At 69.5% G+C, this 23,703-nt stretch carries 24 protein-coding genes; 18 read left to right on the forward strand and 6 right to left on the reverse strand.

What is annotated here, in order from left to right; translation table 11 throughout:
- The 4 genes from B1205_RS29800 to B1205_RS16360 form a co-directional block, all read right to left on the reverse strand.
- Window positions 1-374, reverse strand: a 374-nt coding sequence (locus tag B1205_RS29800; protein WP_176308645.1) for a peptide-methionine (S)-S-oxide reductase, incomplete at its 3' end; no start/stop codon positions are given.
- A 185-nt stretch (window positions 375-559) separates the two neighbouring features.
- The gene (locus tag B1205_RS16350; protein WP_176308646.1) at window positions 560-1,633 is read right to left on the reverse strand and encodes a LuxR C-terminal-related transcriptional regulator; all 1,074 of its coding nucleotides are present in this window, start codon (window positions 1,631-1,633) and stop codon (window positions 560-562) included.
- Between the two features lie 169 nt (window positions 1,634-1,802).
- Window positions 1,803-2,372, reverse strand: coding sequence for a flavin reductase family protein (locus B1205_RS16355; protein WP_089156417.1), 570 nt, complete (start codon window positions 2,370-2,372; stop codon window positions 1,803-1,805).
- A gap of 110 nt (window positions 2,373-2,482) precedes the next feature.
- Window positions 2,483-3,247, reverse strand: a complete 765-nt coding sequence (locus B1205_RS16360; protein ID WP_089156418.1) for an SDR family oxidoreductase — start codon at window positions 3,245-3,247, stop codon at window positions 2,483-2,485.
- 64 nt (window positions 3,248-3,311) lie between these two features.
- Here B1205_RS16360 and B1205_RS16365 point away from each other — a divergent pair, with 64 nt between their 5' ends.
- Window positions 3,312-4,001, forward strand: coding sequence for a TetR/AcrR family transcriptional regulator (locus B1205_RS16365; RefSeq protein WP_089156419.1), 690 nt, complete (start codon window positions 3,312-3,314; stop codon window positions 3,999-4,001).
- A 17-nt stretch (window positions 4,002-4,018) separates the two neighbouring features.
- On the opposite strand, the gene B1205_RS16370 is transcribed toward B1205_RS16365, so the two are convergent.
- Both B1205_RS16370 and B1205_RS16375 read right to left on the reverse strand, forming a co-directional pair.
- Complete coding sequence (locus B1205_RS16370; RefSeq protein WP_089156420.1) at window positions 4,019-4,261, reverse strand: DUF5988 family protein; 243 nt, start codon at window positions 4,259-4,261, stop codon at window positions 4,019-4,021.
- A gap of 273 nt (window positions 4,262-4,534) precedes the next feature.
- Window positions 4,535-5,479 (reverse strand): SDR family oxidoreductase, encoded by a 945-nt coding sequence (locus B1205_RS16375; protein ID WP_089156421.1) that lies wholly within the window; start codon window positions 5,477-5,479, stop codon window positions 4,535-4,537.
- A gap of 197 nt (window positions 5,480-5,676) precedes the next feature.
- Between B1205_RS16375 and B1205_RS16380 the strand changes: the two genes are divergently transcribed.
- The 17 genes from B1205_RS16380 (at window position 5,677) to B1205_RS16460 (ending at window position 23,666) form a co-directional block, all read left to right on the forward strand.
- On the forward strand, window positions 5,677-6,516 hold the full coding sequence (locus tag B1205_RS16380; RefSeq protein ID WP_089156422.1) for a helix-turn-helix transcriptional regulator: 840 nt from the start codon (window positions 5,677-5,679) through the stop codon (window positions 6,514-6,516).
- A 201-nt stretch (window positions 6,517-6,717) separates the two neighbouring features.
- Window positions 6,718-7,749: a LacI family DNA-binding transcriptional regulator gene (locus B1205_RS16385; protein WP_176308647.1), complete on the forward strand. Its 1,032-nt coding sequence runs from the start codon at window positions 6,718-6,720 to the stop codon at window positions 7,747-7,749.
- A 37-nt stretch (window positions 7,750-7,786) separates the two neighbouring features.
- Window positions 7,787-8,761: a nucleoside hydrolase gene (locus tag B1205_RS16390; protein WP_089156424.1), complete on the forward strand. Its 975-nt coding sequence runs from the start codon at window positions 7,787-7,789 to the stop codon at window positions 8,759-8,761.
- A gap of 169 nt (window positions 8,762-8,930) precedes the next feature.
- Window positions 8,931-10,475 (forward strand): ABC transporter substrate-binding protein, encoded by a 1,545-nt coding sequence (locus B1205_RS16395; RefSeq protein ID WP_089156425.1) that lies wholly within the window; start codon window positions 8,931-8,933, stop codon window positions 10,473-10,475.
- Window positions 10,475-11,458, forward strand: coding sequence for a carbohydrate ABC transporter permease (locus tag B1205_RS16400; protein WP_089156426.1), 984 nt, complete (start codon window positions 10,475-10,477; stop codon window positions 11,456-11,458). Before B1205_RS16395 ends, B1205_RS16400 begins: the two co-directional genes overlap by 1 nt.
- A 1-nt stretch (window position 11,459) precedes the next feature.
- The gene (locus B1205_RS16405) at window positions 11,460-12,299 is read left to right on the forward strand and encodes a carbohydrate ABC transporter permease (RefSeq protein ID WP_089156427.1); all 840 of its coding nucleotides are present in this window, start codon (window positions 11,460-11,462) and stop codon (window positions 12,297-12,299) included.
- Window positions 12,299-13,381, forward strand: coding sequence for an ABC transporter ATP-binding protein (locus B1205_RS16410; RefSeq protein WP_089156428.1), 1,083 nt, complete (start codon window positions 12,299-12,301; stop codon window positions 13,379-13,381). The genes B1205_RS16405 and B1205_RS16410 overlap by 1 nt, the downstream gene beginning before the upstream one ends.
- Window position 13,382: 1 nt before the next feature.
- Complete coding sequence (locus B1205_RS16415; protein ID WP_089156429.1) at window positions 13,383-14,507, forward strand: ABC transporter ATP-binding protein; 1,125 nt, start codon at window positions 13,383-13,385, stop codon at window positions 14,505-14,507.
- Window positions 14,504-15,451: a ribokinase gene (locus tag B1205_RS16420; protein ID WP_089156430.1), complete on the forward strand. Its 948-nt coding sequence runs from the start codon at window positions 14,504-14,506 to the stop codon at window positions 15,449-15,451. The genes B1205_RS16415 and B1205_RS16420 overlap by 4 nt, the downstream gene beginning before the upstream one ends.
- 125 nt (window positions 15,452-15,576) lie before the next feature.
- Window positions 15,577-15,777, forward strand: coding sequence for a hypothetical protein (locus tag B1205_RS16425; RefSeq protein WP_089156431.1), 201 nt, complete (start codon window positions 15,577-15,579; stop codon window positions 15,775-15,777).
- Window positions 15,778-16,039: 262 nt separating this feature from the next.
- On the forward strand, window positions 16,040-16,741 hold the full coding sequence (locus B1205_RS16430) for a M23 family metallopeptidase (protein WP_176308648.1): 702 nt from the start codon (window positions 16,040-16,042) through the stop codon (window positions 16,739-16,741).
- Between the two features lie 601 nt (window positions 16,742-17,342).
- Window positions 17,343-18,308: a hypothetical protein gene (locus tag B1205_RS16435; RefSeq protein ID WP_140158080.1), complete on the forward strand. Its 966-nt coding sequence runs from the start codon at window positions 17,343-17,345 to the stop codon at window positions 18,306-18,308.
- A gap of 143 nt (window positions 18,309-18,451) precedes the next feature.
- Complete coding sequence (locus tag B1205_RS16440; RefSeq protein WP_089156434.1) at window positions 18,452-18,760, forward strand: muconolactone Delta-isomerase family protein; 309 nt, start codon at window positions 18,452-18,454, stop codon at window positions 18,758-18,760.
- Window positions 18,761-18,789: 29 nt separating this feature from the next.
- Window positions 18,790-19,479, forward strand: coding sequence for an EthD domain-containing protein (locus tag B1205_RS16445; protein WP_089156435.1), 690 nt, complete (start codon window positions 18,790-18,792; stop codon window positions 19,477-19,479).
- A gap of 88 nt (window positions 19,480-19,567) precedes the next feature.
- Window positions 19,568-21,292, forward strand: coding sequence for a maltose alpha-D-glucosyltransferase (gene treS, locus B1205_RS16450; RefSeq protein WP_089156436.1), 1,725 nt, complete (start codon window positions 19,568-19,570; stop codon window positions 21,290-21,292).
- Complete coding sequence (locus B1205_RS16455; protein WP_089156437.1) at window positions 21,289-22,668, forward strand: phosphotransferase; 1,380 nt, start codon at window positions 21,289-21,291, stop codon at window positions 22,666-22,668. The genes treS and B1205_RS16455 overlap by 4 nt, the downstream gene beginning before the upstream one ends.
- A 173-nt stretch (window positions 22,669-22,841) precedes the next feature.
- Entirely contained in the window at window positions 22,842-23,666 is an 825-nt protein-coding gene (locus B1205_RS16460; protein WP_089156438.1) for a type 1 glutamine amidotransferase domain-containing protein, read from the forward strand.
- Window positions 23,667-23,703: the final 37 nt, after the last annotated feature.

Consider the following 23,703-nt stretch of genomic DNA (forward strand, 5'->3'; position numbering starts at 1 on the left):
TCATCGGCCTCGAAGAACTGCTCGTACGGCCGCAGGTCGGTCACGATCTTCTGGCCGATCTGCTGCTGCACCTGCTCCATCACCTTCTCGGAGCGGACCCGCTGATCTTCACTCGCGTAGAAGATCGTCGAGTGGTAGACGGAGCCGACGTCGGCGCCGCTCCGGTTCGGCGTCGTCGGGTCGTGGCTCTGGAAGAAGAGCAGCAGCACGTCCTCCAGGGACACCTCGTCCGGCCGGAACTGCAACTGCACCGCCTCGACGAACTTCTGCGGGTTGAGCCCGTACCGTACGTAGGCGTCGTAGTCGGGCGGCGGCCCGTGATCGCCGGCGAAACCGGCGACGCTCGAGACGACTCCCGGGGTCCGGCGAGCCACCGCATCGAAGGACCAGAAGCAACCCGGGCCGAGGGTCAAAGTCTCGACATTCTGGGCTGGCGACTCTTCTTCGATCATCGGAGTCCTTTCGCGACTATCCACATGAATTGGGGACCGATCGTATCAGGGAATGAGCTTTCTTCTCACTCCGCGGGCCCGGCACGAGTATTGTGGATGATGGTTCGCTACACGTCCTCTTCGAGGTTGGCTTCTTTGACCAGGTAGCCGAACTGGAACCGGCTCGTCGCGCCGAACATCAGCATCAACTGCCCGATGTGCTTGCGGCAGGTGCGCACCGAGACGCCGAGACGCCGGGCGATGGCCTCGTCCTTGGCGCCGGAGATCAGCATCTTGACGATTTCCTTCTTCGTCTCCTGGCTGATGGCGTCGATCTGGGCACGCCCGGTGTCGAACTTCTTCGCGGTCGCCCAGGCGTGCTCGAAACATGATTGCAGGAACTTGATCAATGAGTGTTCCTGCACCACCAGGGCGCCGTCCTCGTCGTCGCTCGACGGGATGAAGGCGGTGGCGCGGTCGAAGATGGTCAACCGGCTGAAGAGCGCGCCGGCGGTGCGAATCTCCGCGCCCGCCGCGAGGAGGTTCTCCGCATGCTCCCGGGTGGGCAGGTCGAACCGGGCGGTGTGCTGGTAGAGGATCCGTAGCTGCACGCCCCGCTCCAGCAACTGGAAGTCCTTGGCCTGTTCCTCCTCCCGCTCGGCGGCCGGCCGTTCGGTCTCCGGCCGCATGAAGACGACCTCCCGGGAGGCGTTGGCCGTCGCCTCGGAGAGCAGCGACTTGACCGCTTCCGGCAATTTCACGGTCTCGACGGCGTTCGCGGCCTGGCCGGCGAACTTGCTCGATCGGAAGAGCAACGACAGGCGGGCGAGATCGGTGCGCAGATGGCCGATGGCGACCTTGCGTTCGAGCAGGTCCAGCTCGCGTGGGGTCAGGACCTGGGAATAGGCGACGTCGGGATCCTCCGGAAGGAACCAGGATTCCCTCCGGGGCGCGGCCCGGATGAGGTGCAGCTCCAGCAGGTTCTCGACGATCTCCTTGCTCCGGTCCAGATCGAAGCCGAATGTCTGGGCGATGTCCTCGATGGAGAAGCCGTCCCGGCGCAGGCACCATTCATAGACTTCGAAGCTTCCGGTCACTGGTCTGGGAATCACGGGCGCTCCAAGGTCACGATGCGGGCTTCCGAAGCGCGGACGGCCAGAACGGACCCCGACGGTGGGACGACGATCTCCATCCGGTGACACGCGTCACTGCGGACCCCGCCGCCATTCACGTACGTCGCTTCCCGTACGGCCTGAACCGATGCACGGACGTAGATTACCCGCGAGCCGCAAGCGAGTTGTTCGGATGGCGGCTGGCTGATAGTTGCTCGACCCGTTGGTCACCGTATCGATGCGGATGAAGCTCGTGCGGTCAGGGGGCCCAACCGACGGTTGCCGCGACGGCGGAGGGTGTGGCGGCGCGACCGGACCGGAACCGTGGCGGTTTCCTCGTGCTTCCCTCGCCGAATGATCCGTAACGGCCACGATGGAACACGAGCGGAGCGGGCTCGTCCTCGTTGACCCGCAGGTCGTCCACCCGGGCGATGATGATGACATGGTCGCCGGCCGGGTGCTCGACCTCGATGGAGCACGACATCCACGCCAACGCGTCGGCCAGTCGCGGACCGGCGGTGGAGGCGGTCCACCGGACGTCGGCGAACCGGTCGACGCCCTTGAGGGCGAACCGCCGACACACCGCGTCCTGGTCGCTGCCGAGGATGTTCACGCAGAATCGTCCGCTGGTGCGGAAGTCGACGAGTGTGGACGAGGTGTTAGCGGCGCAGAACATGACCAGCGGGGGTGTCAGGGACACCGACGTGAAGGAGTTGCACGCCATGCCGACGGGTTCGCCGGACGGTCTCGTGGTGGTGATGACCGTGACCCCGGTCGGCAATTGTCCCAGGGTGCGCCGGAAGTTCATCGCGTCGAACGGGGCAACCATGAGCGCATCCTCCCCCTAGGTAACTATGCAATTGTAGAGCGGCACCGGCCGTCAGAATGGGGACGAGCCACCAACCCGACAGTCCGGAACTGGCCTCCCGGCCCAGTCGCTCACACGCGCGGCCCGAGGAAGAGGCCACCGCTGGCGTCGAGGACCTGGCCGGTGACCCAGCGCGCCGCGTCGGAGGCGAGAAAGGCGACCACCTCCGCGACGTCGTCCGGTCGGCCCAGTCGTTCGAGCGCGGTCATGCCGGAGATGAGTTCGGCCAGGCCGGGTTGGGCGAAGGCCGCGCCGTTGGTGGGCGTCCGGGTGGCGCCGGGCGCGACCGCGTTCACCGTGATCCCCCGCGCGCCGAGCTGGTTCGCCAGGGTCCTGGTCATCGTCTCGACGGCGCCCTTGGTCATCGCGAAGGAGGTCTGGGTGGCATTCACCATCCGGGTCGCCACCGACGAGATGTTGATGATGCGGCCACCGTCGCGGAGCACCGGCAGGGCCCGCTGGATGATGAAGTACGGCGCGCGCACGTTCACCGCGAAGAGGTGGTCGAACTCGCTCGGCGTGGTGACGCCGAGCGGACCCGCGGGCGCTGCCGCCGCGTTGTTGACCAGGATGTCGAGTGGTCGTCCGGCCAGCGCCTGCTCGACACCCGCGAAGAGGGTCTCGACGTTGTCGTTCGCGCCCAGTTCCGCCTGCAGGGCGTACGCGGCGCCGCCGGCGCTCTCGATCTCACCGACCGTGGCCGTCGCGCCGTCCTTGTCGCTGGCGAAGTGCACGATGACCATCGCGCCCCGGGCGGCCAGCCGGACCGCGATCGCCCGCCCGATGCCGCGGGACGCGCCGGTCACCAGCGCGGTGCTGCCCAACAAATCCGTCATATCTTCATCCTCACTAACTATCCGTCTAAGTGATAGTAACTATCAGTGAGGTAGCGTATAGCACATGTCAGGGCGGCACTCGACATTGCGAACGCGACGGCGAGCCGACACGCAGCGCGTCATCCAGGCGCACGCGGTCCGGCTCTTCACCGAACGCGGGTACGACGCCACCACGGTGATCGACGTCGCGGCGGCCGCCGGGGTTTCCCCGATGACCGTCTACCGGCACTTCCCCACGAAGGAGGACCTCGTGCTGGGCGACCGGCACGACCGGCTCGTCGCCGAGCGGATCGCCGCGTCCTGCGCCGCGCAACCGCTGCTCCGGCGCATCGGCGGCGCGCTCATCGACACCGCGGCGGCACTGGTCGCGGGTGGCCACGAGGACACCCGCTTCCTGCTGACCCGCCTGCGCCTCATGATCACGACGCCGGCGCTCCGGGCCCGGCACCTGGACACCCACCACGCCCTTCAGCGCGCCATCGTCGACACGCTCGCGAAGGACGCCGACCCGGACACGGTCTTCCGCGTCCGCGCGGCGGCCGGCGCGTGCCTGGCCGCCATGCACACCGCGTTGGTGGAGTGGGCGGCCCGGGACGGCCGGTCCGATCTGCCCACCCTGATCGACGCGGCGTTCACCGCCGCCTTCGGTGACGCCTGGTCGACGTCGACGGGCGCCGACGGTTCCGGCCTCGACGACCCGGTGCGTCCGCATCGCTCTCCGACCGCGCCGACGCGTCCGGACCCGCCCCGGTGAGGGGCGCGGCCGGGGNCTCACTCCGCGATGCGGGTGCGGCCGGTCCAGCGGAACACGACCGGCTCGGCGTCACCGTCGCCGGCCCGTTCGAAGTGCTCGTAGCCGCCGTACGAGCTGACTTTGATCTTCTGTTCGGTCGACGGCACGCGGTGCGTGCGGAGATCGACCGGGACGTGGTCCGGGCCGCCCTCCAGGACCGCGTCTACCATCCTCGCGACATCGCGAGCGGGGTCGAAAGCTGCTGGGGTCGTCTCGCTCATGACACGATCTCCGTTCTCGTCGGATCGCGACCGAGGCACAGGTGGGTCGACGCCGCCCAGCGCCGCGAGGCGTCGAACTGTCCCCGGGGCCGAGAGTAGGTGGGTGCCCGAGGGCTGCCAACCCTTCCGGCGCTCGCGCCCCAGGTGTCAGTTCCACGCGACAAGTCCGCAGCGTGAGCCTGGTGCGCCGGACCATTGCCCGATGCGCCGCGAGGCCGGACAATCCAACGTGGACGGCGGACGTGACCCCGCGGGGCGGGCGGCGGCCGACGCTCAGGCCCCGTCGAAGGTGATCCCGGTCAGCCGCTCGGAGAGCAGCCAGACACGCCGGGCTTCCTCGGTGCCGCGCAGCGGCGGGTACAACCGTTGGCGCGCGGGCGGACCACCGACGTTGCCGAGGCCGCTCGGCCCGTACAGGAGGCCGGGCTCGGCGCCGGGGTCGGTCGCGGCCATCAGCGCGGGCAACGTGGCGGTCTCGACGGTGCCCGCCAGGATGCCACGGGCGGACATCGCCCGGATCAGGCGCACCTGCGGGACGTCCCGGGCGCGGCCGATCTCGGGGCGGGCGGCCAGGAGGCTGGTGGGTGCCACCCCGGGGTGGGAGAGGTTGCTGGTGACGCCCCAACCGTGCGCCTTGCTCCGGCGGTCCAACTCCAGGCCGAACAACCCCAACGCGATCTTCGACTGCCGGTAGGCGCGCATGCCGTCGTACGAGCGTTCCCAGTTCGGATCGGTCCAGTTGACCGCCCCTCGGCTGGCGGCGATGCTCACCTGCGAGGTCACCCGGGCGCGGCCCGCGCGCAGCAGCGGGAGCAACCGGGCGACCAGCGCGAAGTGGCCCAGGTGGTTGGTGCCGAACTGCAACTCGAAGCCGTCGGCCGTGGTCTGCCGGTTCGGCGGTCGCATCACGCCTGCGTTGTTGATCAGGAGGTGGATGGGTCGGCCCTCCTCGCGCAGGACTTCGCCCAGGGCCGACACCGACGCCAGCGAGGACAGGTCGAGGCGGCGCAGCGAGACCTCCGCCCCCGGGGTGGCCTGCCGGATCGTGCCGATCGCGGCCTCGCCCTTGCGGTGACTGCGGACGGGGAGGATCACCTCGGCGCCGGCCGCGGCCAGTCGCGCCGCGATCCCCAGGCCGATCCCGTCGCTCGCGCCGGTGACGACGGCGCGTTTCCCGGACAGGTCGGGAACGGTGATGTCGATCGGTGTGCGTGCCATGGCGCTCTCCCTCGGACGGGTGGTGCGGCTTTTCCGGTTACGCCGTCGATCGTGGGCCGGCCGACCGGCGGTAACCAGGACCTGCCGATCACCGGATCGCCGGACCACCCGTGCGCCACGCAAGGGGGGATCGGCAGGTCGTGGCAGCTCGGGTCGGCGCGCGGTAGAAACGAGGAAGCACTGGTCAGGGGGGCGTCGTGATCGATCGCAGCGGGCTGGCGGAGTTCCTCCGCAATCGGCGTACGGCACTGCAGCCGGAGGACGTCGGCCTGCCGCGCGGGCAGCGACGCCGGACGGACGGGCTTCGGCGCGAGGAGGTCGCCGCCCTCTGCCACATGTCGACCGACTACTACGCCCGGCTCGAACGGGAACGCGGTCCGCAGCCGTCGCAGCGGATGCTCGCCTCGATCGCCCAGGGCCTGCACCTGTCGATCGACGAGCGTGACCACCTTTTTCGCCTGGCCGGCCACAACCCGCCCCCGAGAGGCGCCGCCACCGACCACATCAGCCCGGGCCTGCTGCGGGTGCTCGACCGGCTGGACGACACGCCCGCCGAGATCGTGACCGAACTCGGCGAGACCCTGCGGCAGTCGCCGATGGGCGTCGCGCTCGTCGGGGACACGACCCGCTACACCGGGCCGGCCCGCAGCTCCGGCTACCGGTGGTTCACCGACCCCGCCGCCCGGCGCATCTACGCCCCCACCGAGCACGCGTTCCTGAGCCGCATGCACGCCTCAGGGCTGCGGGAACTCGTCACCCTCCGCGGCGCCGACTCCCGCGCGGCGCGTCTGGCCGAGCTGCTGCTGGCCCGGAGCGAGGAGTTCCGGCGGGTGTGGGCGGACCACGAGATCGGGCTTCGCCCGCACGAGGTGAAGCACTTCGTCCATCCCGAGGTCGGCGCGCTGGAACTGAACTGCCAGCGACTGGTCGACCCGGACCAGGCCCACTCGCTGATGGTCTACACCGCGGTTCCCGGCACCGAGAGCCACGAGAAGCTCCGCATGCTGGCCGTCATCGGCGCGCAGACGCTCTCCTGAGCCGTACCCCTGCGGTCTGCTCCCGGTGACCGGGAGGTCGCGGTCCGTTGCCCCGCGCGACGCTGCTGAGCTGCGCGGACATCTGCCGGGACGGGATTCAAGAAAGATTCGCCTCCCCTCTTGACGTGGCGGGAAACACGACGGAAACATGTGGGCAACCGGTTGCAGCAACCGGTTGCACGAAGAAGGGCAGGTCAGAGCGTGTCCAAAACCGCCCCGGTGGAGCCGTATCGGCTGACCATCTATGACGTCGCCCGGCACGCCGGGGTGTCGTCGTCCACGGTCAGCCGTGTCCTGGCCGGCCGGGGCACGGTGTCCGCGACGACCCGCGAGGCGGTGCTCAAGGTCGCCCAGGAGTTGGGCTACCGGCCCAACACCGTGGCCCGCTCGCTGGCCACCCAGGTCAGCGACACGGTCGCGGTGCTGCTGCCGGACATCAGCAACCCGTTCTTCCCCAGCCTGGTGCGGGCGCTCCAGATCGAGGCGCAACGCTACGGCTACATGATCCTGCTCGGCGACACCGCCGGTGACGCCGACACCGAACGCCGCTACCTCGACGGCATGCTGTCCAAGCAGGTCCGGCACGTCTTCGTCGTCGGTCTCGGCCTGCCCCGGGCAGAGATCGAGGAGTACGTCCGGGCCGGTCTCGTGTTCATCGCGCTGGACCGGGCCCTCCCCGGGAGCAGCGGCTACGTCGTGCAGTCCGACAACCGTGCCGGCGCACGCCTCGCCACCCGGCACCTCATCGACCTCGGGCACCGGCGGATCGTGCACATCGCCGGTCCGGCCGACGTCGCCGTCAGCCGGGAACGACGCCGCGGCTACCTCGACGCGATCCGCGAGGCGGGCCTGGCGGAGGACGAGCGGCTGATCGTGGAGAGCCCGTTCTCGGAGGTCGGTGGCGCGAACGCCTACCGGCACCTGACGGAGCAGCGGATCGACTACACGGCCATCTTCGCGGCCAACGACCTGATCGCCATCGGTGCCCTCTTCGAGGCCCACCAGCGCGGCCGGAACGCCCCGGACGACTTCTCGCTCGTCGGCTTCGACGATGTCTCGCTGACCCGCTACACGTCGCCGCAGTTGACCACCGTACGTCAGGACGTCGTGGCGATGGCCCGCGCCGGCCTGCAGTTCATCGACCCGGAGCGTGCGCCGTCGCGGCGTCGCACCGTGACCCTGCCGGTCTCGCTCGTGACCCGGCAGTCGACCGCCCGTCCCACCGACCGTTAGGCCGGCGGACGGCCGCAACAAGGAGGAGTGGCAGCACATGGAACGGATGATCATCGACACCGACATCGGCACCTACTACGACGACGCGTTCGCCGTCCTGCTCGCGGTGAACTCGCCGGAGGTGAAGCTGGAGGGGGTCACCACCGTCTACGGCGACACCAGGCTGCGCGCGGAGATCGCCTGCAAGATCCTGGAGTTCGTCGGCGCTCCCGAGGTGCCGGTGTACGCCGGTGTCGGCGACCCGCTCGGTGAGGCCGAGGCGCTCATGTTCGGCTTCGAGGGCGAGGGCGTCTTCGACGACGGCCGGCCGACCAAGGAACCGGAGAAGGAGGGCGCGGTCGAGTTCATGGTGCGTCTGGTCCGGGAGAACCCGGGCGAGATCACCATCTGCACCCTCGGCGCGGTCAGCAACGTCGCGGCGGCCATCCGGCAGGACCCGGAGTTCGTCCGGAACCTCAAGCACCTGATCATCATGGGTGGCGTGATCGTGCCGATCGTCGACGAGAAGGGCGTGACGCGGTCGCCGATCGAGGAGTACAACCTCAACAACGACCCGGTCGCGGCGAAGATCGTCTTCGAGTCCGACGCGAACATCACGCTGGTGCCGATCGACGTCACCCTCCGGGTGCCGATGACCCAGGCGCAGATCGACTCGATGCGGACGGCGAAGAGCCGGTCGGGTCAGATGGTCCACCGCATCCTCGAACCGTGGCCCGAGCAGGAGCGGCTGATCTACCTGAGCGTCGGCATCCCCACCGAGCACACCGGCATCTGGCTGCACGACCCGCTGACCATCGCGGTGGCGTACGACCCGAGCCTGGTCACGGTCGCCAAGCTGCACGTCGCCGCGGAGTACGCGCCGACGGTCATCCTGCGCGACATGCTGATCCGCAACGACATCCTGCGGACCATCCCGAAGAAGAAGGCACCCAACATGAACGTCGCGGTCGACGTCGACGCCGACCGCTTCACCGAGCTGTTCGCCGATCGGATCATCAACGGCGGCCACTGATCACGACGCGGCTCCACGCGTACGGAAGTAGTCACTCTCCGTGCGGTTAGACGGCCCGGCCGGAACGTGAACGGGCTTGCTTGGCGGCTATCCCCCGCGAGCGTTCCGGCCGAGCACCACACCCTGCTCTGGCGAGCGAGAAGTGCACGTTCATTCTAAGGAACTCGCGATGTCGCGACACATCAGCAGTGGGGCGGGCCTGTCCCGCCGCCGTTTCCTCAGCACCGCCGCCCTACTCGGCGGCGGCCTGGCAGTCCCCGGCCTCCTCACCGCCTGCGGCGACGGCGGCCCCGCCGACAGCGGGCCGATCGAGGTGCCGACCGGCCCGGACGCCTTCAAGGGCGTGACCGTACGGGTGGCGGTGGGCAGCTTCATGTCGACCGGAGTGCGGATCTTCAAGGACCAGTGGGAGGCACAGACCGGCGGGCGGATCGAGATCGTGGAGATCCCGTTCGGTGACCTCTACTCGAAGCTGTTCCAGGCCTTCTCCTCCCGCACCGACGCGTACGACGTGGTGATCTACGCGGGCGGCTGGGTCTCCGGATTCGCCAAGGCGAAGTACATCCGCCCCCTGGAGGACCTGCACACCCGGTACACCAAGAACTGGGACGACGTGCTGCCCAAGGTGCAGCAGTTGACCTACTTCGGCGACGAGCGGTACACCGTGCCGCTCGACGGCGACGTGTTCATGATGTATTACCGCAAGGACGCCTTCGAGAACCCGACGGCGCGGCAGCGGTTCCAGGCCGAGAAGGGCCGGGCCCTCACCGTCCCCGAAACCTGGGACGAGTACCTCGAATGCGCCCAGTTCTTCACCGGCTGGGACTGGGCCCGCAACGGCCGGCCCTGCTACGGCGTGCTCGAGGCGCTCAAGCCCAAGGACGTCGGCGCGTACGTCTTCGCCGCGCACGCCGCCGCGTACGCGGCCCACCCCGACCACCCGGGCCGACTGTTCTTCGACCCCGGGACGATGGAGCCGGAGATCGCCAACGAGGGCTGGGTGCGGGCCCTGAAGGACTGGACCGCGCTGAAGGCCGCCGGCCCCTCGCAGATGGTGACCTACGGCGGCGGCGACCAGCGCGGCAACTTCGTCGCCGGCAACTACGCGCTGGCCATCGACTGGCCGGACATCGGCGTCCTCGCGCAGGACAAGAGCCAGTCGACCATCCAGGACAAGATCGGGTACGCGCCGATTCCCGGCTCGAAGCGGCTCTGGAACCCGGCGGACAAGCGCTGGGAGGACCGGGCGGAGGTGTCGCGCGCCCCCTACATGGGCTGGAGCGGCTGGCACGCGTCGGTGACCAGCACCACGAAGAACCCCGCCGCGGCGTGGAGCGTGGCGAGCTGGCTCGACACCACCGAGAACGCGCTGACCGGCGTCACCACGCCGGGCACCGCCCGGGGCCCGTACCGCACCGACCACTTCCGGGCGGACGCCTGGAACTCGGGCGACGCCCGGTTCGTCGACGCGGACGACTACCTGAAGGTGCAGCTCGACTCCTTCAACCACCCGAACGTGCAGTTCGACCTGCGCATCCCCGAGGCCGGACGGTACTTCGAGGCGCTGGACACCGCGGCGCAGCTCGCGCTCTCCGGGCAGAGCACGCCGGAGCAGGCGCTGCAACGGTGCGCGGACGAGTGGAAGACGATCACCGATCAGATCGGCAAGGAGTCCCAGCAGGAGCTCTACCGCACGCTTCAGACGGGTCAGTGATGGCGGCTCCGCAATCGCGGGCCGCCGGGGGACAGTGGCACAAGCACCTGCTGCTGTCCCCGCCGCTGGCCTTCTTCGCCGCGTTCGCGCTCTTCCCGCTCGGCTTCACCATCTACGTCAGCCTGAGCAACTGGTCGATCACCGGTGAGCACCGCTTCATCGGCTTCGGCAACTACGCCACCATCCTCGCCAGCGACACCTTCCGGCAGAGCTTCCTGAACACCGTGGTCTTCGCCGTGGTCACGGTGCTGCTCCAGTACGTGCTCGGGCTCACCCTGGCGCTGCTGGTCTACCGCAGCACCCGGGGGCAGAGCGCGCTGCGCCTGCTGCTGCTGGTGCCGATGATGTTCACCCCGGTCGTCGTGGGCTTCGTCTGGAAGACCCTGTTCGATCCCAGCTACGGGCCGATCAGCTGGCTGTTCGACCGGGTCGGGCTGCCGCAGGTGCCGTGGTTCAGCGAGCAGTTGCCGGCGATGGCCGCCATCGTCATCGCCGACGTGTGGCAGTGGACCCCGTTCATGTTCCTCATCCTCTTCGCCGCCCTGCGGTCGCTGCCGACCGCGCCGCTGGAGGCGGCCATGGTCGACGGCGCGTCCGGCCGCCGGCTGCTGTTCGACCACATGCTGCCGATGCTGCTACCGGCGTCGATGACGGCGATCCTGCTGCGCAGCATCGAGGCGTTCAAGCTGTTCGACGTCGTCTACCTGATGACCGGTGGGGGACCGGGCGTCAAGACGTCCACGGTCACGCTGAGCGCGTACTTCACCGGGTTGCGCAGCGGTGACCTGGGCACCGCCGCGGCCATGACGACGATGCTGCTGATCGTCGTCCTGATCGCCACGATGGTGCTGCTGCGCCTGCTGTTCTGGGCCGGGCGGCGACGCAGCCGCGCCGACGACGCCGCCGCCCTCCAGGTGGAACGCGACGACGTCCCCGACCCGACCGAGGCCGTGGACGCCCCGGTCACCACGGAGGTGAGGTGACATGCGCGCCGCTGGCTGGGGCCGTCGTACGGTCCTGTTCGTCTGGGTGCTGTTCGCGCTCTTCCCCGTCTACTGGACGTTCATCACCGCGTTCAAGCAGCAGGTCGACATCTACGACGGGCCGCGCTTCATCCCGTTCGTGGACTTCCAGCCGACGACGCAGGCATGGCGGACGCTGTTCGGCGACGGTGGTGGCGACTTCTTCGACAAGTTCGCCAACAGCATCATCTTCTCCGGCGTGAGTTCGCTGCTGGCGGTCATCCTGGGTGGCTTCGCCGCGTACGGGCTGGCCCGCCACAGCTACAAGTACGGGCCGTACCGGAACGACGACCTGTCCTTCCTGATCGTGTCGCAGCGCATCATGCCGCCCATCGTCTCGGTGCTCGCGCTGTACGTCGTCTTCGTCAACCTGCGGCTGCTGGACAGCTCGTTCGGCATGATCCTCGCCTACACGGCGATGAACCTGCCGCTGACGGTGTACCTGCTGCGCACGTTCTTCGAGGCGATCCCGGTGGAGGTGGAGCACGCCGCCGCGCTCGACGGCTACCCGCAGTGGCAGCGGCTGGCGCGGGTCGTCTTCCCGCTGGCGGCGCCGGGTCTGGCCGCCGCGTTCCTGCTGTCGTTCTTCTTCGCCTGGAACGACTTCCTGTTCTCACTCATGCTGACGTTCAACGACGCCCAGACGCTGCCGCTCTACATCACCTCCCTCAACGCGCAGTCGCAGCCGTTGTGGTGGCTGATCTCGGCCGTCGGACTCGTCGCCCTGGTTCCCCCGGCCATCGTGACCGTGGTGCTGGACCGCTTCATGGCACGTCAGGTCCTCATCGGAGGGATGCGCTGATGGAAACGCTCACGGTGACGGGGGTGACCAAGACCTTCGGCGGCCCGCGGCCCGCCGTCGACGAGCTGAGCTTCACGCTCGGCGGCGGCGAGTTCGGGGTCGTGGTCGGCCCCTCCGGGGCCGGCAAGACCACCCTGCTCAACATGATCGCCGGGCTGGTGCCGCCGGACACGGGGGAGATCACCCTCGACGGCGCCTCGCTCGCCGGCACGGCGCCGGAGCGGCGGGACATCGCGATGGTGTTCGAGAACTACGCTCTCTATCCGCACCTCAGCGTCCGGCGCAACCTGGAGTTCCCGCTGCGGGCGCCGGTCCGCCGGGGAACGCTGTCCCGGTCACAGATCACCGACCGGGTGACGCAGGTCGCCGAGACGCTGCGCATCCCGCACCTGCTCGACCGGCTCCCCTCGCAACTCAGCGGTGGCCAGCGGCAGCGGGTCTCGCTCGGCCGGGCGCTCGTCCGGCGTCCGCGACTGCTGCTGCTCGACGAGCCGATCACCCACCTGGACGCCAAGCTGCGGCACGAGATGCGTACCGAACTCAAGCGGATCCAGCGCGAACTCGGCGTCACCACGCTGTACGCCACCCCGGACCAGAGCGACGCCCTGGCGCTGGCGGACCTCGTGGTGGTGCTCGACGCCGGTCGGGCCTGGCAGGTCGGCACGGCGGCCGACGTGTACGAACGGCCCGCCAACGTGACCGTGGCGCGCACCCTCGGCGACCCCCGGATCAACCTGCTTCCGGGCCGCCGGGACGCCGCCGGGGTCACCGTGCTCGGCCAGCGGGTCGACGCCGACCACGGCCCCGCCGGCCCGGTCACCGTCGGCGTCCGGCCCGGCGACGTCGAGCTGTCGACCGAGCCGCTGGCCGGCGCGGCCGCCGGCCGGGTGCTGCTGGCACAGACGCTCGGCTACCAGGACGTCGTCTACGTCGACGTCGAGGGAGCCACGGTACGGGCCACCGTCCCGGCCGGCATCGTCGCCCGACCCGGCGATCCGGCCTGGGTCCGCCTGCCGGCGGCCCGCCTGCACGTCTTCGAGGCCGCCTCCGGGCAGGCACTGCGGCACCGGGAGGTGGTGTGACATGGCCGGGGTGAACCTGCGCGACGTCACCAAGAAGTACGGCCGCACCGAGGCGGTCAAGGGCGTCAGCTTCGACATCGCCGACGGGGAGTTGCTGGTCATCCTCGGGCCGTCCGGCTGCGGCAAGACGTCCACGCTGCGCATGATCGCCGGTCTGGAGACGGTCAGCTCCGGCTCGATCAGCTTCGACGGCCGACCGGTCACCACCGTGCCGCCGGCGCGGCGCAACGTGGCGATGGCGTTCGAGAACTACGGCCTGTACGAGCACTGGACGGTGTTCGACAACATCGCCTATCCGCTGCGGCTGCGCGGCCTGGACGACGGCGGCGTCCGTCGCAAGGTGACCGCCGTGGCGGAGCAGTTGCAGATCACCGACGTGCTGCGGACCCGCCCGGCCGGTCTCTCCGGCGGCATGCGGCAGCGCATCGGCCTGGCCCGGGCCCTGGTCCGTGACCCTTCGGTGTTCCTGCTCGACGAGCCGATGTCGCACGTCGACGCCGACCTGCGCAACGACCTGCGCGCCGAGATCAAGCGCATCCACCTTGAGGTCGGGTCGACGATGATCATCGTCACGCACGACCAACTGGACGCGTTGACCATGGCCGACCGGATCCTGGTGATGGACGACGGCCGGATCGAGCAACTCGACACCCCGGCCGCGGTCTACGACACGCCCGCCACCACGTTCGTCGCCGGATTCATCGGTGAGCCGCCGATGAACCTGCTCTCCGCCCGGCGGGCCGACGGCGGCGACGTGCTGACCCTCGACGGCGGTGGCCGGTTCGCTCCGCCGCCGTCGCTGCTCGACGCCGTGCCCACCGGCGCGGACGTCACCGTCGGGTTCCGGCCGCACCGGGTACGCCTCGAACCGACCGCCGCGCGCACCACCCCGGCGGGCGACCTGGGGCTCGACGCGACCGTGTACATGGTGGAGCCGCTGGGCGACCGCACCCTGGTCACCGTGCGCTGCGGCGACACCCGGATGAAGGTCGACCTCCCCGGCACCCCGGAGTTCACGGTCGACCAGCCGGTCCGGCTCACCGCCGACCGGGCCGACGTGCACGTCTTCGACCCGACGGGCCGGCGCATCGACCGGGCCGACACCCGACGGGCGGCCGCCGCATGAGCCCCGACCGGGCCACGGTGGTGGTCCTGGGCAGCATCAACATGGACATCGTCGTCACCACACCGCACATCCCGCGCCCCGGCGAGACGGTGCTGGCCGGTGGCGCCCGATACCTGCCCGGGGGGAAGGGCGCCAACCAGGCGGTCGCCGCCGCCCAACTCGGCGGGGACGTGGTGTTCATCGGGCGCACCGGAGACGACGACTTCGGCTACCGGATGCGTGCCGGGCTGCACGACGCCGCGGTCCGCGTGGACCACCTGCGGGCCCTGTCCGGCGAGCCGTCCGGGGTGGCGTTCGTGGCCGTCGACACCCAGGGCGAGAACGTCATCGTGGTCTCACCCGGCGCCAACGCCCAGCTCACCCCGACCGACCTGGACGCACACGAGGGTGTGCTCGCACAGGCGGGCATCGCCGTCGCGCAGTTGGAGACGCCGCTGCCCACGGTGGCGCGCTTCGCCGAACTGTGCCGGGCGCACCAGGTGCCGTTGATCCTGAACGCGGCGCCCTACCAACCGTTGCCCGACGGGTTGCTCGCCTGCTGCACCTATCTGGTGCTCAACCGGGAGGAGGCGGCCGCGCTCACCGGCGTACCGGTGACCGACCGGGCGTCGAGCCGGGCCGCCCTGGACGCGGTCGCCGGGTACGGCGTCCCGCATGTGATCGTCACGCTCGGCGGCGAGGGCTGTGTCGCCCGTACCGAGGGCCGCTACCTGGAGATCGAGCCGTTCCCGGTGACCGTGGTGGACAGCACGGGCGCGGGCGACACCTTCGTCGGAGCGTTGGGTGCCGCGCTGGCCCGGGGAGACGACCTGCCGTCGGCGCTGCGGTTCGCGACCGCCGCCGGAGCGTTGGCCTGTTGCCGGGTCGGCGCGCAGCAGCTCGGATTCGGCCGTCCGGACGTGGAGAACCTGCTGCGGCGGCACCCGGCACCGACGTTGTCGTGACGCGCACCGGGGCACCTGGTCGGAGGGCTGAGCCCCTCCGACCAGGCGCGCGTGATGACATCGGGTGATCGCGCGTCTCCCTGACGCCGCGATAGAAGTAGCGGAACTTCGGGTACTACCGAAGCATGGCTGAGCTTCCGATCAACATCCTGACCGACGCGGGTTTCACGACCGACGAGGCGAACGCCATCGTCAAGGCCCTGGTGAAGGGGGACAACCTGCACGGCGACACGAACGACGACGAGCCGATCAACATCGACGACCTTCCGCCGGAGAAGAAGGAGGCGCTCGACCGGTTCAACATCGCGGTTGCCGCCGACGCCTGAGCCCGCTGTCCCGACCACCGGTCGAATGCCGGGGCGCCATCCGTGGCCGGATGGCGCCCCGCCGGTCGTCCGGACCGCGGAAGGCGTGGAATCAAGCCTTGCCCTCGAACGCGAGTGGCCTTAAATTGCATCGATGATCCTCAACGAGGAGCCCCGCCCCGACCCGCCACGGCGCGTCGACCACCGTGCCATACGGCCCGAGGATCTCGCTGGCATCGCCTATCTGCGAGGGCTTTCGAGACGGGGATTCCTCACGAGCGCCGTGTTGGCGGCATCCGGGGTGTCGGCCGCCTTCGCGCTGCTCCCCGGCTCGGCGCAGGCCGCCGGCAGCTATCTGCGGCCGTGCGGGAACGTCCGGATCTCCAGCTCCTGGCAGGACCACCGGAACCGGACGCCGCCCTCGGGCGAGCCGGGCACCGACTACGCGGTCGGCACCGGCACGCCCGTCATGGCCGCGACGAACGGCACGATCCGTTACGTGAAGACCGACACCTCCACCGCGACCGGGCGTGTCGTGGGGATGGCCCACGACGACGGCAACTACAGCCGGCACCTGCACCTGTCGGCGATCGCCGTCTCCACCGGCCAGCGTGTGTCCCGGGGCCAGACCATCGCCTACACCGGCGCCTCGGCGAACGGCAGTGACCAGGGTGTCGGGCCACACGTACACACCAGTCTCTGGCTGAACACCGGCAGCCCGACGAATTTCGCCGCGACGGTGGACTTCGAGAACCACGTCGGGGACGTCGCCACCCCGAACCCGCCTGACCAGGAGGTAGATGAAGTGTTCATCGCGAATGTGAAGGGCAGTTGGTACCTCGTGGTCCCCCAGGGCACCGGCAAGCCGCGGGCGGTGGTCCTCGGTGGTGACAGCAACGCCGCGGGTTCCGGTCTCCCCGTCCTGAACTTCACCTGGGACCCGTCGATCAACGCACTGCGGGCCGCGGTCGACGGCATCGGCTGATGTGATCCGGCGTGTCGCAGGGCCGGCCGGCCCCGCGNTACGACCCGTCCGGTGCTCCTGTCCACCCTCACCCTCACCTTCGCGCTCGAACGCGACGGCGCGGGGAAGTCGGTTCGCGGAAGCGCCGAAAGGCCACCGCGTCTGTTGCCGATCTGCCTATTCCACCGGTAGGAAATCGCATTTCCCGGTGGATCCACCGTGCCGCGCCACTGGCGGTCTGCTGCTCGTCGGGGCGGAGCCGGGCGCCGATCCCGCAAGCCGCGCATGCCGCCGGCGGGGATTGTCACGGTGGGGCGCGTCCGATGCCGGCAGCGTGTCGCAGCGGCCCACCGAGAATCCGCCGTCGGGCTGTCGCGTCGTCGACCGTGGCACCCGCGGACACTATCCGTGCCATGGGCAGGCTGGAACCGTGCGCGGAGACGAGGATCGAGGCGTGAACCTCGCTCGCAGGTTCGATCCTGGTGCTGGTAGTGCGGGTGCCACGATTGCCGATTTCTGAATCCAGTCGGTTCATCAGCGGAGAATGATTGGATTCCACCCCGGTTGCTCGGTCCGCTGCAGTTCCAGAGGGGCGAATGTTTTGGAATTATGCATCATCAAGATGTTTGCTCTGGTCGGCGGCATGGGCGCGACTGGGGCGGCGTTGACGAAGCTGGCCGACGTCGTATTCGAGTTCCGGCGGCGGGCACGTTCGACGCCGCGATTGTTGCGGCACCTCGGTGCCTGCCTCCTCGCCGGCACACGTTTTCTGCCGCGTCGCCTCGGGAATCTCATCCTTGATGCGTTCGCGCCGTGCTGGATCCTTCTCACGATCTCCTTCTGGCTCTTCCTCCTGATTCTCGGGCTGGGGCTGCTGGAGGTCTTCGTCGAGTTGGTGAGCTCCCGGAACTCCGCGCTGCGTCCCGCGCCCACCCTGGAGTCCGCGTACCTCATGGAGTTCAGCGTGGTGCTGTTGCCGCCGATCGGGGTGGCGCTCGGCAGCGTCTGCGTCCACCTCATGACGTACGTGAGCGCGTACCGACGGCGGGAGCGGGAGGTCGGTCGCATCGCGACCGAGTTGGCCCAGTACGGGGACGCCGACCGGCTCGCGGTGAGCTATCTGCACGCCGCCGCCGGATACCGGACCGACCGCTTGCTGGCGGAGTGGACCGACTGGCTGATCGACCTTCAGCACAGTCACCTGAGCTGCCCGGCGTTGATCTACTCGGCCTCGCGCGGGACGCTGACCTGGCCGCGAGCCGCGGTTGCGGTGTTGGACGCCGCAGCCCTGCTCCAGGCGGTCACGCCGTCGCGCCGCCCGCCGCAGATCCCAGGGCTGCTCCTGGCCGGCAGCCGGTGCCTGCAGCAGATCGCCTGGAAGGCCGGTGTGGTGGCCGGCGGCGCACCGGTGAGCCTGGAGTACCGCGAGGAACGGATGTTCAGCGACTCGGTGCGGCTGGTGGTCGGCGCGGGGGTGCCGGAGGAGCAGGACCGGGACGCGACGTGGGCGGCGTTCCAGCAGCTCAGGGCGGCTTACGCGCCGTACGCGACCGCCCTCGAATTTCGCCTCATGCGACGTGCGGGTTGACCGGCGACCACATTCCTCTATCGACTTCGTGCAATCGGCATTGGGTGTCCTCCGCCCGCCTCCCATACTTTTCCTAGCCGGCTCGAAAACTTAGGCGAATGCCAGTCAATTGGCCGCGCGGCGGACCCGACCAGGAGGTCGAAATGCTGTTCTACGTCCAGATGAAATGGAACCACGAGGGCCGAATCACGCTCGACGAGTTGTGGGAGATCGAGGCAGAGGAGGCCGAGCACGCGCAGGAGACCGTGGACTCCGGTTTCTGCGTCGGCATCTGGAAGGTGGCCGCGCAGAAGCGCGTGATCGCCATCATCGACTCCCCGGACGCCGAGGAACTCGACCGCACCGCGCTCGGTCGGTTGCCGATGCGGGAGTACCTGGAGTTCGAGGAGGTCTGGCCGCTGCGGGACTACCTCGGGTTCGCGGGCGACGTCCGCGAGCGTTACAAGGTCTGATCCCCGCGGCATCGAGAGGAGAGGCTCACATGATCCATCAGTTGATCTTCGCGTACCCGAAGCCGGGGATGAGCGAGGAGGAGTTCCAGCGTTACTGGCTCGACGTGCACGCGGTGCAGTACGCCAGCAAGATCCCGCAGATCCGCAAATACCTGATCGACACGCGCCTGCCCTGGGCCGGTGGCGGTGAGCCGAAGTGGAGCGGCGTGGCCGAGATCTGGCTCGCCAACGAGGAGGAGCAGCTCGCCTCCCTGCAGACCGAGGAGTTCCTGCAGGGCGCCCGACTCGACGAGCCACGCTGGGCCGCCTTCTGGCGCACCGTGGTGTTGGACACCGACGCCCACGTCGTCGTCCCGGCGCCGAGCGCCGAGACCGGCACCGGCGTCAAGTTGATCCGCCTGGTCAAGCGCCGGGAGGGCGTGCCGCTCGCGTCCTTCCGGGAGCAGAGCCTCGGCAAGCACGCCGAACTGGTGCGGGCGGTGCCGGGCCTGCGCGGCTACCTGCAGGGGCACACCCGCGACGGCGCCTACGCGGTGGGCGAGGCGCTGCTGGACGCCGCCTACCAGCTGTGGTTCGACAGTGTGGAGTCGCTGGACGCCGCCCTGGCGTCCCCCGAGTTCCAGCAGGCGGAGGAGGAGATGCTCACCTTCGTCGAGCCGCGCTACGTCCACCAGTTGGCCACCCGGGAGCACTGGATCATCGGGCCGGATCCTCGCTGACCATCGTCCCACCACCCGGCCGCGGACTCGCCCTGGCGATTCCGCGGCCGAGCCGTCTCCACCGCACCTGCATCGACCGAGGAGTGCGATGACAATCACGGAGATGTCCCATCCCGTGCCGGCGCGTCCGGCGCGGCCGCAGCCGGAGTGGTACAAGCGCGCGATCTTCTACGAGGTCCTGGTCCGGGCGTTCCAGGACTCCGACGGCAACGGCACCGGCGATCTGCGTGGCCTCGCCAGTCGGCTCGACTACCTACAGTGGCTCGGCGTCGACTGTGTCTGGCTGCCGCCGTTCTACGCCTCGCCCCTGCGCGACGGTGGCTACGACATCAGCGACTTCCGCGAGGTGCTGCCGGAGTTCGGCACGGTGGAGGACTTCGTCCACCTGCTCGACGAGGCGCACAAGCGGAACATCCGCGTGATCACCGATCTGGTGCTCAACCACACTTCGAACGCGCACCCCTGGTTCGAGCAGTCGAGGCGCGACCCCGACGGGCCGTACGGCGACTTCTACGTCTGGTCCGACACCGACACCCGGTACCGCGAGGCGAGGATCATCTTCGTCGACACCGAGGAGTCGAACTGGACCTACGATCCGGTGCGCCGGCAGTACTACTGGCACCGGTTCTTCTCCCACCAGCCGGATCTGAACTACGAGAACCCGGCCGTCGTCGAGGCGATGCTCGAGGTGATGCGGTTCTGGCTGGACCTCGGCATCGACGGCTTCCGGCTGGACGCCGTCCCGTACCTGTACGAGGCCGAGGGGACCAACTGCGAGAACCTGCCCCGTACCCACGACTTCCTCAAGTTGTGCCGCAAGGTCGTCGACGACGAGTACGAGGACCGCGTGCTGCTCGCCGAGGCGAACCAGTGGCCCACCGACGTGGTCGAGTACTTCGGCGACCCGGCGGTCGGTGGGGACGAGTGCCACATGGCGTTCCACTTCCCGCTCATGCCACGCATCTTCATGGCGCTGCGACGGGAGAGCCGGTATCCGATCTCCGAGATGCTCGCGCGTACCCCGGCCATTCCCGACGGCGCGCAGTGGGGCATCTTCCTGCGTAACCACGACGAGCTCACCCTGGAGATGGTGACGCCGGCCGAGCGCGAGTTCATGTACCGGGAGTACGCCAAGGAACCCCGCATGCGCGCCAACATCGGCATCCGTCGGCGGCTCGCCCCGCTGCTCGACAACGACCGCACCGAGTTGGAGCTGGTGACCGTCCTGCTGTTCAGCCTGCCGGGCTCGCCGGTGCTCTACTACGGCGACGAGATCGGCATGGGTGACAACATCTGGCTGAACGACCGGGATGCCGTGCGGACCCCGATGCAGTGGACCCCGGACCGCAACGCGGGCTTCTCCAGCTGCGAGCCCGGCCGGATCTACCTACCCGTGATCATCGACCCGGTCTACGGCTACCAGGCGGTCAACGTGGAGGTCCAGGCCGCCAACGCGAGCAGCCTGCTGAACTGGACCCGCGACATGATCGCGGTCCGCCGTGCCCATCCCGCCTTCGGGTGCGGCGACTTCACCGAGCTGGAGTCGTCGAACCCGAGCGTGCTGGTGGTCCGGCGGCACTACGACGGCGACGAGGAACACGACTCGACGGACACCGTGCTGTGCCTGTTCAACCTCTCCCACCACCCGCAGCTCGCCGATGTCCGGCTGCCCGGCGACGTCGGCCGGGAGATGGTCGAGCTGACCGGCGGCGCGCCCTTCGGCGCCGTGACGGAGGGGCCGCTGCGCTTCACCCTGCCCGGTCACGGTTACCTCTGGCTCGGCCTGCGCGATACGGCCGGGGCGCGGTCATGAGCACCTCCGTTGCCACGTCGGCCGGCTTCGACGCGTGGACGCCGGAGGTACGCGCTGCGCTGTGCCGTTGGCTGCCCGAGCGTCGCTGGGCCGGCGTCGCCGGGCGCCGGGTGCGGGACGTCGAGGTGCTGCTTCAGGCGCCGCTGGAGGTCGATGACACCGGCGGCGCCGGGGGCGCGCTCGTCGTCATGGCCGCCCGGCTGGACGATGGGGAGACCCTGCGTTTCCAGGTGCCGCTGGGTTGGCACCGCGAGCTGCCGCCGGCGATTCCGAACGAGGACCTCATCGTCCGCTCCGGCGGCCTCTGGATCTTCGACGCGACTGCCCAGCCGGCCCTCATGGGCGGCCTGGTCACGATGATCGGGCGGGCGCACCGAGGTCCCGGCCTGACCTGCACTGCCGAGGAGCCGTTGCCCTGGCGGCCGAGCGGGCCGCCGGTGGCGATCCGTCGGCTGACGGGGGAGCAGTCCAACACGTCCCTGGTGATCGATGAGCGGATGATCCTCAAGCTCTTCCGGCGGCCCGATCTCGGGCTCAACCCGGAGCTCGAGGTGCAGCGCCGGCTGCGGGGCGATCAGGGCATGCCGGTTCCCGCCCTGCTCGGCGCGGTGGAGGCGTGGCTTCCCGAGGGTCAGGTCACCCTTGCCGTTCTCACCAGGTACGTGCCGGGCGCGGTCGACGGCTGGAACCTGCTGCTGGAGGACCTCGCGGGTCCGGCGCCGGGCGGGCCGTCGGTCAGGGACGCCGTCCGGGACCTGGGCGCCACCGTGGCCCGTATGCACGAGCGGCTGGCCGTGGCGTTCGGCTCCGCCCGGCTCACCCCTCAGGTGCGCGAGGGACTGCACGCCGACCTGATCCGGCGGCTGGGTGAGGCCGGCGGCACCGCCGGGCAGCTCCAGTTGTACCTGCCCGGCCTCCGCGCGGTGATCGACCGCGCCCGGACCGGGCCCGGTGCCGGCCATGTCCAGCGCGTGCACGGAGACCTGCACCTGGGCCAGGTTCTCCGGTCCGGCGGTCGCTGGTTGGTGATCGACTTCGAGGGGGAGCCCGCGGCGGCCGTCACGTCCCGGTCCGCCTGGCGCTCACCCTGGCAGGACGTGGCCGGGATGCTGCGCTCCATCGACTACGCGGCCGGACTCGCCGTCCTGGACGAGGTGGTCCCGCGTGCCGCCGCTCGGTCCTGGGCCGCGGTGTTGCGCGAGGCGTTCCGCGCCGGCTACGTCGCACACACCGGCGTCGACGTCGACCCACTGCTGCCCGCGTACGAGGTCGACAAGGCCGTCTACGAGGTCGTCTACGAGTTGCGCAACCGGCCAGGGTGGCTGGACATTCCGCTTTCCGCAGTTCATCGACTGGCCGGCTCCGGCCCCGCCTGAGCGGGCTGATCGGCACGCGACCTGACGGAGTGGGCGGGGTTGGAACAGCGACCTCCGAAAGTAACGCCAGCCAATACGGATCTCCTTTCCGAGGCGTTCGGCGGCTGATTTAGTGAAGGCAACGGCGAATAGTTCGCCGAATGCGAGTCAACGGTCCAAGGAAGGAAAAAGTAATGACCAAGAAGATCCTGGCGGTGCTTTCCGAGTACGGCTACTGGGGAGAGGAACTGCTCGGCCCGCTGGTGGCGTTCGACCGGCAGGGGTACGAGACGGTCTTCGCCACTCCCAACGGCAAGCGTCCGCAGGCGCTGCCGCCGAGCCTCGACCCAGGGTACGTGGACCCGCCGCTCGGCCGCTCGGTCACCACGCCCGAGGTGGCGGTCGCCGCGCGGGAGCTGGACGAGTCCGAGCGGCTCGCCTCGCCGATCAGCCTGGCCGACTGGATCCCCGAGCGTCCCTACGACAGCGAGCCCAACGCGCTGCGGCTCATCGAGCGCTACTACCGGGAGCTGGCCACGCTCGACGACGACATCGTGCAGTACGACGGCCTGGTCATCGTGGGTGGCAGCGGTCCGATCGTGGACCTGGCGAACAACGGCCGGCTGCACGAGCTGATCCTGTCGTTCGTCCGCGCGGACAAGCCGATCCTGGCACTGTGCTACGGCGTCGCCGCGTTGGCCTTCGCCCGCGACTGGGATGACCGGTCGAGCATCGTCTGGGGCAAGCACGTGACCGGGCACTGCAAGGAGTACGACTACAAGGACGGCACCGGGTTCGTCGGCGTCAACTTCAACATGGGCCCGCCGCCGTACCCGCTGGAGTACATCCTGCGCGACGCGACCGGCCCCGACGGCCGGTTCCACGGCAACGTCGGCAAGGAGACGTCCGTGATCGTCGACTACCCGTTCATCACGGCCCGGTCGACGCCGGACTCGTTCCTCGGCGGCGAGAAGATGGTGGCGGCCCTGGAGTCGGGCCTGCGTCGTTTCGGGTGGTAACGAATCGCTGCCCTCCGGCAATTTGCCGCACCACCCG

This window comes from Micromonospora sp. NBS 11-29 (genome assembly GCF_002140155.1).
Classification (GTDB): domain Bacteria; phylum Actinomycetota; class Actinomycetes; order Mycobacteriales; family Micromonosporaceae; genus Micromonospora.